The organism is Enterobacter cloacae complex sp. Mu1197, from assembly GCF_040059225.1.
Taxonomy (GTDB): domain Bacteria; phylum Pseudomonadota; class Gammaproteobacteria; order Enterobacterales; family Enterobacteriaceae; genus Enterobacter; species Enterobacter quasiroggenkampii.
On the sequence record NZ_CP157375.1, the window covers coordinates 254,785 to 270,013 of the forward strand.

A 15,229-nucleotide genomic window follows, 5' to 3' on the forward strand; every position below is an offset into this window, starting at 1 on the left:
GTTGGTGGTGAGGGGGAATATATGTCGCGTGGCCTGGAATTACTGATTGCCCAAACTATTTTGCAGGGCTTCGATGCCCAGTATGGTCGTTTTCTTGAAGTGACCTCCGGCGCGCAGCAGCGCTTCGAACACGCAGACTGGCATGCGGTTCAGCAGGCCATGAAGCAGCGTATCCATCTTTATGACCACCACGTGGGTCTGGTGGTGGAGCAGTTGCGCTGTATTACCGACGGTAAAAGTCCGGACGCGGAATTTTTACTGCGCGTAAAAGAGCATTACACCCATTTGTTACCCGACTACCCGCGCTTCGAGATTGCGGAGAGCTTTTTCAACTCCGTCTATTGCCGGTTATTTGACCACCGCTCATTATCTCCTGAGCGGTTATTTATCTTCAGCTCCCAGCCCGAGCGACGCTTTCGTACCATTCCGCGTCCGCTGGCGAAAGATTTCTTCCCCGATCGCGGATGGGAAAAGCTCCTGCACCGCGTGCTTACAGATCTGCCGCTGCGCCTGCCCTGGGAGAATAAAACCCGGGATATCGGGTATATCCACGCCCATCTCAACGAAACGTTCGGTGCAGAGGTGCTCAGCCACAGCCATTTGCAGGTGGCCAATGAGCTTTTCTACCGCAATAAAGCCGCCTGGCTGGTGGGCAAACTGGTTACGCCGACGGCCATTGTGCCGTTTCTGCTGCCCATTCACCGCACCGACGGTGGGGAACTGTTTGTCGATACCTGCCTGACCACCAGCGCCGAGGCCAGCATCGTGTTTGGCTTCGCCCGTTCCTATTTTATGGTCTATGCACCGTTACCTGCCGCGCTGGTGGAGTGGCTGCGCGAGATCCTGCCGGGCAAAACCACCGCCGAGCTGTATATGGCTATTGGCTGCCAGAAGCACGCTAAAACGGAAAGCTACCGGGAATACCTGCGTTATGTCACTACCGCTGATGAGCAGTTTATCGAAGCGCCCGGCATTCGCGGCATGGTGATGCTGGTGTTTACGCTGCCGGGCTTTGACCGGGTCTTTAAGGTAATTAAGGACAGATTCGCGCCGCAGAAAGAGATGACCGCCGCGCACGTCCGCGCCTGCTACCAGCTGGTTAAGGAGCACGACCGCGTCGGGCGCATGGCGGATACTCAGGAATTCGAAAACTTTGTGCTGGATAAGCAGCAGATCGATCCGGCACTCATGGCGCTTTTACTGCAGGAAGCACCCGCCAAAATCACCGATCTTGGGGACAAAATCGCCATCAGCCATCTCTATATTGAACGACGCATGGTGCCGCTGAATATCTGGCTGGAGCAGTCCGACGGTCAGGCTTTAAGAGATGCGATTGAAGAGTACGGCAACGCGATTCGCCAGCTTGCCGCCGCCAATATCTTCCCGGGCGATATGCTGTTTAAAAACTTCGGCGTCACCCGTCACGGTCGGGTGGTGTTCTACGATTACGACGAAATTTGCTACATGACCGAGGTAAACTTCCGCGATATTCCACCGCCCCGCTACCCGGAAGATGAGCTTTCCAGCGAGCCGTGGTACAGCGTTTCGCCGGGCGATGTGTTTCCCGAAGAGTTTCGCCACTGGCTGTGCGCCGATCCGCGCATCGGGCCGCTATTCGAAGAGATGCATGCCGATCTGTTTCGCGCCAGCTACTGGCGCGGACTGCAAACGCGGATCAAAAATGGGCATGTCGAAGATGTGTATGCATATCGCCGCAAGCAGCGGTTTTGCATCAGGTTTTCAGAGGGCATCATGTAGGCCGGGTAAGGCGAAGCCGCCACCCGGCAATGCATGCTTAACGAATCCCACCGTACGCCAGCGTCACCTCTTTCGCCGCCTTAATCACCAGCGCACCCAGCTCAGTGACCCGATCGTCGGTCATACGCGAAATCGGTCCGGAGATAGAGATGGCGGCAAACGGCTCGCGGTGCTCGTCAAAAATACAGGCTGCGATACAGCGCAGGCCGAGGGCGTGCTCCTCGTCGTCAAACGAATAGCCGCGCTTGCGGGTCAGGGCCAGATCTTCTTTCAGATGCACGGGCGACACCAGGGTAGCGTGGGTATAGGCGTGCAGCCCTTTACGGTGCAGCAGCCCCGTCACCTGCTCCTCGCTCAGCTGCGAGAGAAATGCTTTACCCGCCCCGGAGGCATGCATCGGCAGCTTGCCGCCAATCGGTGCGGACATGCGCATCAGCTGCGTGCACTGTACCTGGTCGATGATAATCGCCTGGTGATCGCTCTGGTCCAGCACCGCCAGGTTTACGGTCTCTCCGGACTCCTCCATCAGCTTGCGCAGAATCGGGTGCACAATCGCCAGCAGGTTGCGACTCTGCAGGAAGCTGCTGCCGACGATAAACGCATGGGCGCCTACCGCCCAGTGCCCCAGCTCGCCGACCTGGCGGACAAAACCCAGCTGCTGCATGGTGGTCAGCAGCCGGTGGGTCGTGGAGTTCGGCAGGCCCGCCTGCTGGGCCAGCTCCGTCAGGGCCACGCTGCTGTGCGACTCGGCTATCCACTCCAGCAGCTTCAGACCGCGCGTGAGCGATTGAACCTGTCCGCCCTGTTGTGCGGCGGCGGTGGTGGCAGCAGGTTTTCTGCCGCGTTTAGCGGGAACGGTCGCGACCATGACGATCTCCTTTTTCTGTATCGTGGAAATCATTTTCGTTTTATTTGGTGAATTTGCAACCGTTATCCTGACTGATCGGAGGAGTGATGGTGAACATGTCTCATGTTACCGTTGAGCGGCTTTTCCACCCTGCGAGATTGTGCCAGTATGGAACGCAGCCTTTTGGCCTTGTTGAGCGTTGTCGGGAGCAAGTGTGAGCAGCAAAGTAGAGCAACTGCGTGCGCAGTTAAATGAACGAATTCTGGTGCTGGACGGCGGCATGGGCACCATGATCCAGGGCTATCGCCTGAGTGAAGATGATTTCCGCGGCGAACGCTTTGCCGACTGGCCCTGCGACCTGAAAGGGAACAACGACCTGCTGGTGCTCAGCAAGCCGTCCGTTATTAAGGATATCCACAACGCCTACTTCGAAGCGGGTGCGGATATCGTTGAAACCAACACCTTCAACTCGACAACCATCGCCATGGCGGATTACCAGATGGAATCCCTGTCGGCGGAAATCAACTTTGAAGCCGCGAAGCTGGCGCGAGCCTGCGCCGACGAGTGGACGGCCCGCACGCCGGATAAGCCGCGCTACGTTGCCGGGGTGCTTGGCCCGACGAACCGCACCGCGTCGATTTCACCGGACGTCAACGACCCGGCGTTTCGTAATATCACCTTTGACCAGCTGGTTGCGGCCTACCGGGAATCGACCAAAGCGCTGGTGGAAGGTGGTTCCGATCTGATCCTGATTGAAACCGTCTTCGACACCCTCAACGCCAAGGCCGCGATTTACGCGGTGAAAGAGGAGTTCGAGGCGCTGGGCGTTGACCTGCCGATCATGATTTCCGGCACCATCACTGACGCCTCTGGCCGTACCCTGTCCGGCCAGACCACCGAAGCGTTTTATAACTCCCTGCGCCACGCCGACGCACTCTCCTTCGGCCTGAACTGCGCGCTGGGTCCGGATGAACTGCGCCAGTACGTGCAGGAGCTGTCGCGCATCGCGGAATGCTACGTCACCGCGCACCCGAACGCTGGTCTGCCAAACGCCTTCGGTGAATACGATCTGGATGCCGACACCATGGCGGCACAAATCCGCGAGTGGGCCGAGTCTGGCTTTCTGAACATCGTCGGCGGCTGCTGCGGCACCACGCCGAAACATATCGCCGCCATGAGCAATGCCGTCGCCGGGCTGCCGCCGCGCAGGCTGCCCGAGCTGCCGGTTGCCTGTCGCCTCTCCGGCCTTGAGCCGTTGACCATTGGTGAAGACAGCCTGTTTGTGAACGTGGGTGAGCGTACGAACGTCACCGGTTCCGCGAAGTTTAAACGCCTGATCAAAGAAGAGAAGTACAGCGAAGCGCTGGACGTTGCCCGCCAGCAGGTGGAAAGCGGCGCGCAGATTATCGATATCAACATGGATGAGGGGATGCTCGACGCCGAAGCGGCAATGGTGCGTTTCCTCAACCTGATTGCCGGTGAGCCGGACATCGCCCGCGTGCCGATCATGATCGACTCCTCCAAATGGGACGTGATCGAGAAGGGGCTGAAGTGCATTCAGGGTAAAGGCATCGTCAACTCCATCTCCATGAAAGAGGGCGTTGATGTCTTCATCCACCACGCGAAGCAGGTCCGCCGCTACGGTGCCGCCGTGGTGGTGATGGCCTTCGACGAAGTGGGCCAGGCCGATACCCGCGCGCGTAAAATTGAGATTTGCCGCCGCGCGTACAAAATACTGACCGAAGAGGTGGGTTTCCCGCCGGAAGACATCATCTTTGACCCGAACATCTTCGCCGTGGCGACCGGCATCGAAGAGCACAATAACTACGCCCAGGACTTTATCGGCGCGTGCGAGGACATTAAGCGCGAGCTGCCGCATGCCCTCATCTCCGGCGGCGTGTCGAACGTCTCGTTCTCGTTCCGCGGTAACGACCCGGTGCGTGAAGCGATCCACGCCGTGTTCCTCTACTACGCCATCCGCAACGGGATGGACATGGGGATCGTTAACGCCGGCCAGCTGGCGATTTACGACGACCTGCCCGCAGAGCTGCGCGACGCGGTGGAAGACGTGATCCTTAACCGCCGCGACGACGCCACCGAACGGCTGCTGGACCTGGCGGAGAAATACCGCGGCAGCAAGTCGGATGACGCAGCCAACGTTCAGCAGGCCGAGTGGCGTGCCTGGGACGTGAAAAAGCGTCTGGAATATTCGCTGGTAAAAGGCATCACCGAGTTTATCGAGCAGGACACCGAAGAGGCGCGTCAGCAGTCAGCCCGCCCGATTGAAGTGATCGAAGGGCCGCTGATGGACGGCATGAACGTGGTGGGCGATCTGTTCGGTGAAGGCAAAATGTTCCTGCCACAGGTGGTGAAATCCGCCCGCGTGATGAAGCAGGCCGTGGCGTACCTTGAGCCGTTTATCGAGGCCAGCAAAGAGAAAGGCTCCAGCAACGGCAAGATGGTCATCGCCACCGTCAAGGGTGACGTGCACGACATCGGCAAGAATATCGTCGGCGTGGTGCTGCAGTGTAATAACTACGAGATTATCGACCTCGGCGTGATGGTCCCGGCGGATAAAATCCTCAAGACCGCGCGCGAAGTGAATGCCGATTTGATTGGCCTCTCCGGGCTGATCACCCCGTCGCTGGACGAGATGGTTAACGTGGCGAAGGAGATGGAGCGTCAGGGCTTCACCATTCCGCTGCTGATTGGCGGCGCGACCACTTCTAAAGCGCACACGGCAGTGAAAATCGAGCAGAACTACAGCGGGCCGACGGTCTACGTGCAGAACGCCTCGCGCACGGTGGGCGTGGTCTCCGCGCTGCTCTCTGACAGCCAGCGCGACGAGTTTGTTGAGCGCACCCGCAAAGAGTACGAAACCGTTCGCATCCAGCACGGGCGCAAGAAACCGCGCACCCCGCCAGTTTCACTCCAGGCGGCGCGTGATAACGATCTGGCGTTTGACTGGTCGAGCTATACGCCACCGGTCGCGCATCGCCTGGGCGTTCAGGAAGTCAGCGCCAGCATCGAAACGCTGCGCAACTACATCGACTGGACGCCGTTCTTTATGACCTGGTCGCTGGCGGGCAAATATCCGCGCATCCTGGAAGATGAGGTGGTAGGTGAGGAGGCGAAACGCCTGTTTAAAGATGCCAACGACATGCTCGACAGGCTGAGTACGGAGAAAACCCTTAACCCGCGCGGCGTCGTGGGCCTGTTCCCGGCTAACCGTGTGGGTGACGACATCGAAATTTATCGCGATGAAACCCGCACCCACGTACTGGCAGTCAGCCGCCATCTGCGTCAGCAAACCGAGAAAGTGGGCTTTGCCAACTACTGCCTGGCCGATTTTGTCGCGCCGAAGCTGAGCGGTAAAGCCGACTATATTGGCGCCTTTGCCGTGACCGGCGGTCTGGAAGAAGATGCCCTGGCGGACGCGTTCGAAGCGCAGCACGACGATTACAATAAAATCATGGTGAAAGCGATAGCCGACCGCCTGGCGGAAGCCTTCGCCGAGTACCTGCACGAGCGCGTGCGTAAGGTGCACTGGGGCTACGCGGCGAATGAAAACCTCAGCAACGAGGAGCTGATCCGCGAAAACTACCAGGGGATTCGTCCGGCACCGGGCTATCCGGCCTGCCCGGAGCACACCGAAAAGGGCACGATCTGGCAACTGCTGGATGTCGAAGCCCATACCGGGATGAAGCTCACCGAGTCGTTCGCCATGTGGCCGGGTGCGTCAGTTTCAGGCTGGTACTTCAGTCATCCGGACAGCAAGTACTTTGCCGTGGCGCAGCTGCAGCGCGATCAGATTGAAGATTACGCCCTGCGCAAAGGCATGAGCGTGTCAGAAGTGGAGCGCTGGCTGGCCCCGAACTTAGGCTACGACGCCGACTAACGTCACTTTTCCTTACAACAAACAAGGCACCTCAAGGGTGCCTTGTCTCTTTCTTACGCTTAACCCCTTATACTAAACCTATGGAAAACGAATAATGATAAGGAGGAAGACCTTCCGTGCTGACCCTGTTACATCTGCTCTCTGCAGTTGCACTGCTCGTATGGGGCACCCATATCGTCCGTACCGGCGTGATGCGCGTTTTTGGCGCCCGTTTACGTACCGTTCTCAGCAGTAGCGTTGAGAAGAAGCCGCTCGCCTTCTGCGCGGGCATTGGCGTAACGGCACTGGTTCAGAGCAGCAACGCCACAACCCTGCTTGTCACCTCCTTTGTGGCGCAGGATCTGGTGGCGCTGGCCCCGGCGCTGGTCATTGTGCTGGGGGCTGATGTGGGTACCGCGCTGATGGCGCGTATCCTGACGTTTGACCTCTCCTGGCTGTCGCCGCTGCTGATTTTTGTCGGCGTCATCTTCTTCCTCGGCCGCAAACAGACGCGGGCCGGCCAGCTTGGACGCGTGGGCATTGGCCTGGGGCTGATTCTGCTGGCGCTGGAGCTGATTGTGCAGGCGGTCACCCCGATTACCGAGGCCAACGGCGTTCAGGTCATCTTCGCTTCCCTGACCGGGGACATCATGCTCGACGCGCTGATTGGCGCGGTGTTTGCCATCGTCAGCTACTCCAGCCTGGCCGCCGTGCTGCTGACGGCCACGCTCACCGCCGCCGGGGCGATCTCCTTCCCGGTCGCGCTGTGTCTGGTGATCGGTGCCAACCTCGGCTCTGGCCTGCTGGCGATGCTCAATAACAGCGCCGCCAACGCTGCCGCCCGCCGCGTGGCACTCGGTAGCCTGCTGTTTAAGCTGGTGGGCAGCCTGATTATCCTGCCCTTTATCCATCCGCTGGCGAACCTGATGGACAACCTCCCGCTGCCGAAGGCGGAGCTGGTGATCTATTTCCACGTGTTCTACAACCTGGTGCGCTGCCTGGCGATGATCCCTTTTGCCGGGTCGATGGCCCGCTTCTGCGAACGACTCATTCAGGACGAACCGGAGCTGGATGCGCGCCTGAAGCCGAAGCATCTGGATACCTCCGCGCTGGACACCCCGGCGCTGGCGCTGGCGAATGCCGCACGTGAGACGCTGCGCATGGGCGACGCGATGGAAACCATGCTCGAAGGCCTGCAAAAGGTAATGCACGGCGAGCCGCGGGAGGAGAAAGAGCTGCGCAGACTGGCGGACGATATCAACGTGCTCTATACCGCCATTAAGCTCTACCTGGCGCGCATGCCGCAGGACGAGCTGGCGGAGGAGGAGTCCCGCCGCTGGGCGGAAATCATTGAGATGTCGCTCAACCTTGAGCAGGCCTCCGATATCGTTGAGCGCATGGGCAGCGAGATCGCCGATAAATCCCTGGCCGCACGCCGGGCGTTCTCCGTTGAAGGTCTGAAGGAGCTGGAAGCGCTGCACGAGCAGCTGGTCAGTAACCTGAAGCTGGCGATGCTGGTCTTCTTTTCCAGCGACGTCCCGAGCGCGCGCCGCCTGCGCCGTAACAAGCATCGATTCCGCATTCTTAACCGCCGCTACTCGCACGCCCACGTTGAGCGTCTGCATCAGCAAAACGTGCAAAGTATCGAAACCAGCTCACTCCATCTGGGACTGCTGGGCGATATGAAGCGCCTTAACTCGTTGTTCTGTGCGGTGGCCTACAGCGTGATGGAACAGCCGGATGAAGATGACCAGCGGGATGAGTATTAATCTCTGAAAGCGCCTCGCAAAACCTTGTTGCGAGGCGTGACACCTTATCAAGCGCCATTTACCCTTCAGACCTTACGTTTTTTAGGGAATAGAAAATGCTCGTTTATTACGCTACACTTCGCCAATTCATGCGCATTCCGATGGGGGTTTTCATGCGCACTACTCATGGCATTAAAAAATCAGTCAACGTGTCGTTAGCACCTGAAATTCTTGAAGAGGCGCGACGGCTTAAGCTTAATCTCTCTGCTGTACTCACGGCTGCACTGCAGGAGCAGTTTCGTGCGCATCAACGCGCAGAGTGGTTAACAGAAAATAAGGCTTCTATTGAGGCCATTAACCAGTGGGTTGAGGAAAACGGCTCCTTTAGTGACTTTCAGAGGTCGTTCTGATGGAGCAATATTTTGCTTATGAGAATGAAGGTAAGGGGAAAATTGCCTATCCCTGGCTAATCAATATGCAGCATCCCGTGGCCAATGTGATGAAGCATGTTCTGGTCGCCCCCGTAGTTGAACTTAGCCATCTGGGAGGCATTCAGCCACCTGCGAAAGTGTGCCCTGTCGTTGAGATAGCGGGTAAACCCTGCGTGGTAATGATGCACATGATGGCAGGCATATCGCCAAAAGAGTTAGGCGAGCGTGTCGCCGATCTTACGCAAAACCGTGCTTCATTGCGGGATGCACTCGATTTTTTGATCAACGGTTACTAACACTTTTTTGTCAGCCGCAAGGTAAGGTATATTTCGCCCTTCACAGGAGAAACTATGCTGCCAACTCAATCAACCCGATTAAACAAATACATTAGCGAGAGCGGGATCTGCTCACGTCGCGAGGCGGACCGTTACATTGAACAAGGTAATGTGTTCCTCAACGGCAAACGCGCCACGATTGGTGACCAGGTGATGCCTGGCGACGTGGTTAAAGTGAATGGTCAGCTCATCGAACCGCGTGATGCCGAAGACCTGGTGTTTATCGCGTTGAACAAACCGGTTGGGATTGTCAGCACCACGGAAGATGGCGAGCGGGACAACATCGTTGATTTCGTGAACCACAGCAGCCGTATCTTCCCGATTGGCCGTCTGGATAAAGACTCTCAGGGGCTGATTTTCCTCACTAACCACGGCGATCTGGTCAATAAGATCCTGCGTGCCGGTAACGATCACGAGAAAGAGTACATTGTGACGGTGAATAAGCCGGTCACGGACGACTTTATTCGCGGTATGGGCGCCGGTGTGCCGATCCTCGGTACCGTTACGAAAAAGTGTAAGGTGAAGAAAGAAGCGCCGTTCGCGTTCCGTATTACCCTTGTGCAGGGCTTAAACCGCCAGATCCGCCGCATGTGCGAATACTTCGGTTATGAAGTGACGAAGCTGGAGCGCACGCGCATCATGAACGTCAGCCTGTCCGGCATTCCGCTTGGCGAATGGCGCGACTTAACGGACGACGAACTGATCGAGCTGTTCAAGCTTATCGAGAACTCCTCGTCCGAAGCGAAGCCGAAGGCCAAAGCAAAACCGAAAACCCAGGCGATTAAGCGTCCGGTCGTGAAGGCACCGCAGGCGGAAGAGAAAGGACGCGGCAAACCGGGCAACGGGAAGCGATTTACCCAGCCTGGCCGTAAAAAGAAAGGACGCTAGCTAGCGCCTTCCACGGGTAGAGGTATTGGCCGACCAGGAAAAGGTCGTTTCGGTATCCGGCTTGTAAGCCTGCTGCTTTTTCAGTTTGCGGGCTTTTTTCGCCTCGGCGTCACGCTGCGCCATCAGTTTGTCGATGTACTCTTTTTTCACCTGATTGGTTTCGGCGTTGGTCAGCGTACGGCCATGCGCGATGCGGGCGCGGTCGAGAAGCGTTTTCAGTTCGCGCTGCTCGGCTTCCGTCATGTCTTTCTGGGTCAAACGTGGTGTCGCCATTGCTGAAGCCTCCTGAGAGAGAGGCTTCAGTGTAAAGCAAGCTGAGTCAATTAACCCTGCTTCACCGCATCTTTTTTCGTTTGTTCCTCAATCGGTTTGCCGGACCAGTAGCCCGCCAGCAGCGAGCCGGAGAGGTTGTGCCAGACGGAGAACAGCGCACCCGGCAGGGCCGCCAGCGGCGAGAAGTAGATTTTACCGAGCGCCGCCGCCAGGCCGGAGTTCTGCATCCCTACCTCGATTGCCAGCGTGCGGCAGGTCGATTCGTCGAAGCCAAACAGTTTCCCGCCCCAGTAGCCGCCCAGCAGGCCAATGGTGTTATGCAGCACCACCGCGACGATCACCACAAAGCCTACGGAAGCAATGTGCGAGGCGGAGCCCGCCACCACGGCGCTGATGATGGCCAGAATACAGACCATCGAAAATGCGGGAAGGTATGGCTCAACGGCCTTCACCACGCGCGGGAAAAGATGGTGAATGACCAGCCCCAGCGCAATCGGGATCACCACGATTTGCAGAATGCTCAGCAGCATACCCATCACGTCCACCTGAATATGCGCATCCACGTACAGGCGGGTTAACAGCGGCGTGGCAATCACGCCCACCAGCGTCGAGACGGACGAGATAGTGACGGAGAGCGCCACGTCGCCTTTCGCCAGATAGATCATGACGTTGGACGCCGTGCCGCTGGCCACGCTGCCCACCAGCACCATCCCGGCGGAAAGGTCGGGCGGCATCTTAAAGGCCATCGCCAGCAGCCACGCCGCGAGCGGCATCACCAGGTAATGCAGAAATATTCCTGCCGCGACGGGCGCAGGGCGAGACAGCACGCGTTTGAAGTCGTCGACTTTCAGATGCACGCCCATACCGAACATGATCAGCATCAGCAGCGTGGTGACCCACGGACCAATACCGGTGAACGTGGTGGGCGTGTAATACGCGAGTACGGAGAGCAGCAGCGCCCATAACGGGAACAGCCGCGTAATAGCGGATAACATAATGGATTCCTTGCAGTATTGTCGTGTTGTTTAGTTATAAAAAAGCCGGGTCTGTGCCCGGCTTATAGGTATTATTTATCGTGCTAACGAATTTTATTCAAACAAATTCTGATGAAGCTTCTGCACCACCTGCTCGGCCTGATCGGCTGGCACCAGGAAGCAGAGGTTATAGCTGGACGCACCGTAGCAAATCATGCGGATGTTGAACGGGTCGAGCACGCCAAACACCTCTTTGCCCACGCCGCAGGCACGCGACAGCTTGTTACCGATGATGGCAACCAGCGCCAGGTCTTCTTCGACTTCCACGCGGCACAGCTCAGACAGCTCAATCAGCAGCGACTGCGTCAGCAGGGTATCACCGGTTGAGGTAGAACCGGTGGTGTCCAGCGTCAGCGCAATGCTCACTTCAGAGGTGGTGATCAGATCCACGGAGATATTGTGGCGCGCCAGAATGCCAAACACTTCCGCCAGGAAACCGCGGGAGTGCAGCATATTGTGGCTGTGCAGGGTGACCAGCGTCTGGCGACGGCGCAGGGCCAGGGCGCGGAACAGCGGCGGGTTTTCCGTTTTCTTGCAGACCAGCGTCCCGCCCGCTTTCGGATCTTTACTCGAGCCGACGAAGACCGGAATATCGCTGCGTACGGCTGGCAGCAGCGTGGCCGGATGCAGCACTTTCGCACCGAAGGTGGCCATTTCCGCCGCTTCTTCAAACGCGATCACATCAATACGTTTCGCCGCGGAAACAACGCGCGGGTCGGTGGTGTAAATACCCGGAACGTCAGTCCAGATATCCACGCGCGTGGCATGCAGGGCCTCGCCCAGCAGCGCGGCGGTGTAGTCGCTGCCGCCACGGCCAAGCGTGGTGGTGCGGCCCTTCGCTTCACTGCCGATAAAGCCCTGAGTGATCACGATGCCGTCTGCCAGACGCGGGGCCAGCTGCTGATTGGTCAGCTCGGCCAGTGCTTCAACGTCCGGCTCGGCGCGACCAAAGCGGTCGCTGGTGCGCATCACTTTACGCACGTCAAACCACTGCGCCTGAATGTTACGCTCGCGCATGATTTCAACAAACAGCAGGGTGGACATCAGCTCACCGTGGCTGACCAGCTCATCGGTCAGGGCGGTGGAGGTGGCCAGCGAGGCGGCTTCTGCCAGAGTGGTGATGTTTTCCAGCAGACGTTCCACTTCCTCGCGGATGACGTTCGGGTTCTGCAGACGCTCAAGAATGTCGAACTGAATTTTGCGCAGTGCATCCAGCTTCACGAAACGTTCTGTCGCTTCCAGTCCTTCAGACAGAGAAACCAGCAGGTTCGTCACGCCGGCAGAGGCAGACAGCACCACCAGGCGGGTATTCGGATCGGCCAGCACCACATCGGCGCTGCGGTTCATGGCATCGTAATCGGCCACACTGGTGCCGCCAAATTTGGCGACCACAAAACTCGTCATAACAACCTCGTGTCAGGGAATGAATAAGCGACCTTGGCACAAGAGTGAAACGAAAACAGGTGCAGGCGCAAAATACGGCCCTATAAATAAAATGCGGGGGAGGTCCTGTCAATGCTGGGATTATGCGGATTTTTTATGGGGGGGTACCCCTGAGAAACAGGACTTATAACAGGTCCAGATTTTATGCTCCGTTTTAGGGCATTTTGACCGACATTTCACCGCTCCTGGAAGGCGCTTCAGCAGCTATACTTTTCGGGTCTTTTCACCTGTGTTTGATGCAGGCCAGGGCAATGGCATAAAAACCATCACAATTTTTATTTGCAGGCGCTACAATCGACCGCAGTCACAATTCTCAAATCAGAAGAGTATTGCTAATGAAAAACATCAACCCAACGCAGACCGCTGCCTGGCAGGCACTCCAGAAACATTTTGATGAAATGAAAGACGTCACCATCGCGGATCTGTTCGCGAAAGATGCCGATCGTTTCAACAAGTTCTCCGCGACTTTCGACGACCTGATGCTGGTGGATTTCTCTAAAAACCGCATTACCGAAGAGACGCTGGCAAAACTGCAGGATCTGGCGAAAGAAACCGAGCTGGCGGACGCCATCAAATCCATGTTCTCCGGTGAGAAGATCAACCGCACCGAAGACCGTGCCGTGCTGCACGTCGCTCTGCGTAACCGTAGCAATACGCCAATCATCGTTGACGGCAAAGACGTCATGCCGGAAGTGAACGCGGTGCTGGAAAAGATGAAAACCTTCTCCGAAGCGATCATCTCCGGTAGCTGGAAAGGCTACACCGGCAAAGCGATCACCGACGTGGTAAACATCGGTATCGGCGGTTCTGACCTCGGCCCGTTCATGGTGACCGAAGCGCTGCGTCCGTACAAAAACCACCTCAATATGCACTTTGTGTCTAACGTCGACGGTACCCACATCGCCGAAGTGCTGAAGAACGTGAACCCGGAAACCACCCTGTTCCTGGTTGCGTCTAAAACCTTTACCACCCAGGAAACCATGACCAACGCCCACAGCGCGCGCGACTGGTTCCTTAAAACCGCGGGCGACAACAAGCACGTGGCGAAACACTTCGCGGCGCTGTCTACCAACGGTAAAGCCGTCAGCGAGTTCGGTATCGACACCGCGAACATGTTCGAGTTCTGGGACTGGGTTGGTGGCCGCTACTCTCTGTGGTCTGCAATTGGCCTGTCCATCATCCTGTCCGTGGGCTTCGACAACTTCGTTGAGCTGCTCTCCGGCGCGCACGCGATGGACAAACACTTCTCCACCACCGCACCAGAGAAAAACCTGCCGGTACTGCTGGCGCTGATCGGGATCTGGTACAACAACTTCTTCGGCGCTGAAACCGAAGCGATCCTGCCGTACGACCAGTATATGCACCGCTTTGCTGCGTACTTCCAGCAGGGCAACATGGAATCCAATGGTAAATACGTTGACCGTAATGGCAACGCGGTGGACTACCAGACGGGCCCAATCATCTGGGGCGAGCCGGGTACTAACGGCCAGCATGCTTTCTACCAGCTGATTCACCAGGGCACCAAAATGGTACCGTGCGATTTCATCGCGCCAGCTATCACCCATAACCCGCTGTCCGATCACCATCCGAAGCTGCTGTCCAACTTCTTCGCCCAGACCGAAGCGCTGGCGTTCGGTAAATCCCGCGAGGTGGTAGAGCAGGAATACCGCGACCAGGGTAAAGATCCGGCAACGCTGGACCACGTTGTCCCGTTCAAAGTGTTCGAAGGCAACCGTCCAACCAACTCCATCCTGCTGCGCGAAATCACGCCGTTCAGCCTGGGTGCGCTGATTGCTCTGTACGAGCACAAAATCTTCACGCAGGGCGCGATCCTGAACATCTTCACCTTTGACCAGTGGGGCGTTGAGCTGGGCAAACAGCTGGCAAACCGTATTCTGCCAGAGCTGGGTGATGATAAAGCGATTACCAGCCATGACAGCTCGACCAATGGTTTGATCAACCGTTATAAAGCATGGCGTGCGTAATTAAAACGTCATGAAAACGTGCCGGCTTAATGCCGGCATTTTTTTATCGGATAATTCCTGATGTCTGTTAGTTAACTCAAATTCTGGTTCTGAGTTTAATCCGAAAAAGACGCTTAACCCGTTAATTGCTGCGGTTTATTTTAAGAAAATACGCAGAAATCAGATAATGTAAATATATTATAAGTATTTGTTTTGTATTTCTTTTGTATTTTTTGGATTTGTCCTTCATTTCCATTTTAACCATTATTCCGAAAACCCGCTCCCTATTTCCCCTTACGGCAAACCCGCGGCAGTAGTTGTGTATACTCGATTCCGCCTGAAATTCTTTTCGGGCAAATCTCCATTCATTCATTGAAGGGAAATTGTTATGAAGAAAGTACTGTATGGCATTTTTGCCATATCTGCGCTTGCGGCGACATCTGTCTATGCAGCTCCGGTTCAGGTCGGGGAGGCGGCAGGGTCGGCTGCGACGTCTGCGTCTGCGGGGAGTTCTACCGCAGCCAGCGCCAGCACCGTAAGTTCAGCCGTGGGTGTCGCGCTGGCGGCAACCGGTGGCGGTGATGGCTCCAACACCGGAACCACGACCACCACGACAACCAGCACCCAGTAA

Annotated in this window: 12 protein-coding genes; 8 read left to right on the forward strand and 4 right to left on the reverse strand. The window is 57.0% G+C overall.

The window, feature by feature from the left end:
* Positions 1-21 precede the first annotated feature (21 nt).
* Positions 22-1,758: a bifunctional isocitrate dehydrogenase kinase/phosphatase gene (gene aceK / locus ABFV38_RS01155; protein ID WP_235401049.1), complete on the forward strand. Its 1,737-nt coding sequence runs from the start codon at positions 22-24 to the stop codon at positions 1,756-1,758.
* Positions 1,759-1,795: 37 nt separating this feature from the next.
* On the opposite strand, the gene iclR is transcribed toward aceK, so the two are convergent.
* Positions 1,796-2,626, reverse strand: a complete 831-nt coding sequence (gene iclR, locus ABFV38_RS01160) for a glyoxylate bypass operon transcriptional repressor IclR (RefSeq protein WP_126534939.1) — start codon at positions 2,624-2,626, stop codon at positions 1,796-1,798.
* 193 nt (positions 2,627-2,819) lie between these two features.
* Between iclR and metH the strand changes: the two genes are divergently transcribed.
* The 5 genes from metH to rluF all read left to right on the forward strand — a co-directional run bounded on the left by metH (position 2,820) and on the right by rluF (position 9,884).
* A complete protein-coding gene (metH, locus tag ABFV38_RS01165) occupies positions 2,820-6,503 on the forward strand; it encodes a methionine synthase (RefSeq protein WP_235401058.1) in 3,684 nt (1,227 codons plus the stop codon).
* Positions 6,504-6,619: 116 nt separating this feature from the next.
* Positions 6,620-8,251, forward strand: coding sequence for a Na/Pi cotransporter family protein (locus ABFV38_RS01170; RefSeq protein WP_048226411.1), 1,632 nt, complete (start codon positions 6,620-6,622; stop codon positions 8,249-8,251).
* A 95-nt stretch (positions 8,252-8,346) separates the two neighbouring features.
* The gene (locus tag ABFV38_RS01175) at positions 8,347-8,640 is read left to right on the forward strand and encodes a type II toxin-antitoxin system CcdA family antitoxin (RefSeq protein ID WP_104949684.1); all 294 of its coding nucleotides are present in this window, start codon (positions 8,347-8,349) and stop codon (positions 8,638-8,640) included.
* Entirely contained in the window at positions 8,640-8,957 is a 318-nt protein-coding gene (locus tag ABFV38_RS01180; protein ID WP_348958231.1) for a CcdB family protein, read from the forward strand. The genes ABFV38_RS01175 and ABFV38_RS01180 overlap by 1 nt, the downstream gene beginning before the upstream one ends.
* Positions 8,958-9,011: 54 nt before the next feature.
* On the forward strand, positions 9,012-9,884 hold the full coding sequence (rluF, locus tag ABFV38_RS01185; RefSeq protein ID WP_008503414.1) for a 23S rRNA pseudouridine(2604) synthase RluF: 873 nt from the start codon (positions 9,012-9,014) through the stop codon (positions 9,882-9,884).
* Here the strand turns inward: rluF and ABFV38_RS01190 are convergent, their stop codons facing one another.
* The 3 genes from ABFV38_RS01190 to lysC all read right to left on the reverse strand — a co-directional run bounded on the left by ABFV38_RS01190 (position 9,885) and on the right by lysC (position 12,595).
* Positions 9,885-10,157, reverse strand: a complete 273-nt coding sequence (locus tag ABFV38_RS01190) for a DUF3811 domain-containing protein (protein ID WP_014830263.1) — start codon at positions 10,155-10,157, stop codon at positions 9,885-9,887.
* Between the two features lie 50 nt (positions 10,158-10,207).
* Positions 10,208-11,152, reverse strand: a complete 945-nt coding sequence (gene panS / locus ABFV38_RS01195) for a ketopantoate/pantoate/pantothenate transporter PanS (RefSeq protein ID WP_045909140.1) — start codon at positions 11,150-11,152, stop codon at positions 10,208-10,210.
* Positions 11,153-11,245: 93 nt separating this feature from the next.
* Positions 11,246-12,595 carry a lysine-sensitive aspartokinase 3 gene (gene lysC, locus ABFV38_RS01200; RefSeq protein ID WP_045909145.1) on the reverse strand — a complete coding sequence of 450 codons (1,350 nt, stop codon included), beginning with the start codon at positions 12,593-12,595 and terminating at the stop codon, positions 11,246-11,248.
* Positions 12,596-12,969: 374 nt separating this feature from the next.
* Between lysC and pgi the strand changes: the two genes are divergently transcribed.
* Both pgi and yjbE read left to right on the forward strand, forming a co-directional pair.
* Positions 12,970-14,619 carry a glucose-6-phosphate isomerase gene (gene pgi / locus ABFV38_RS01205; RefSeq protein WP_045909146.1) on the forward strand — a complete coding sequence of 550 codons (1,650 nt, stop codon included), beginning with the start codon at positions 12,970-12,972 and terminating at the stop codon, positions 14,617-14,619.
* A gap of 367 nt (positions 14,620-14,986) precedes the next feature.
* Complete coding sequence (gene yjbE / locus ABFV38_RS01210) at positions 14,987-15,229, forward strand: exopolysaccharide production protein YjbE (RefSeq protein ID WP_008503423.1); 243 nt, start codon at positions 14,987-14,989, stop codon at positions 15,227-15,229.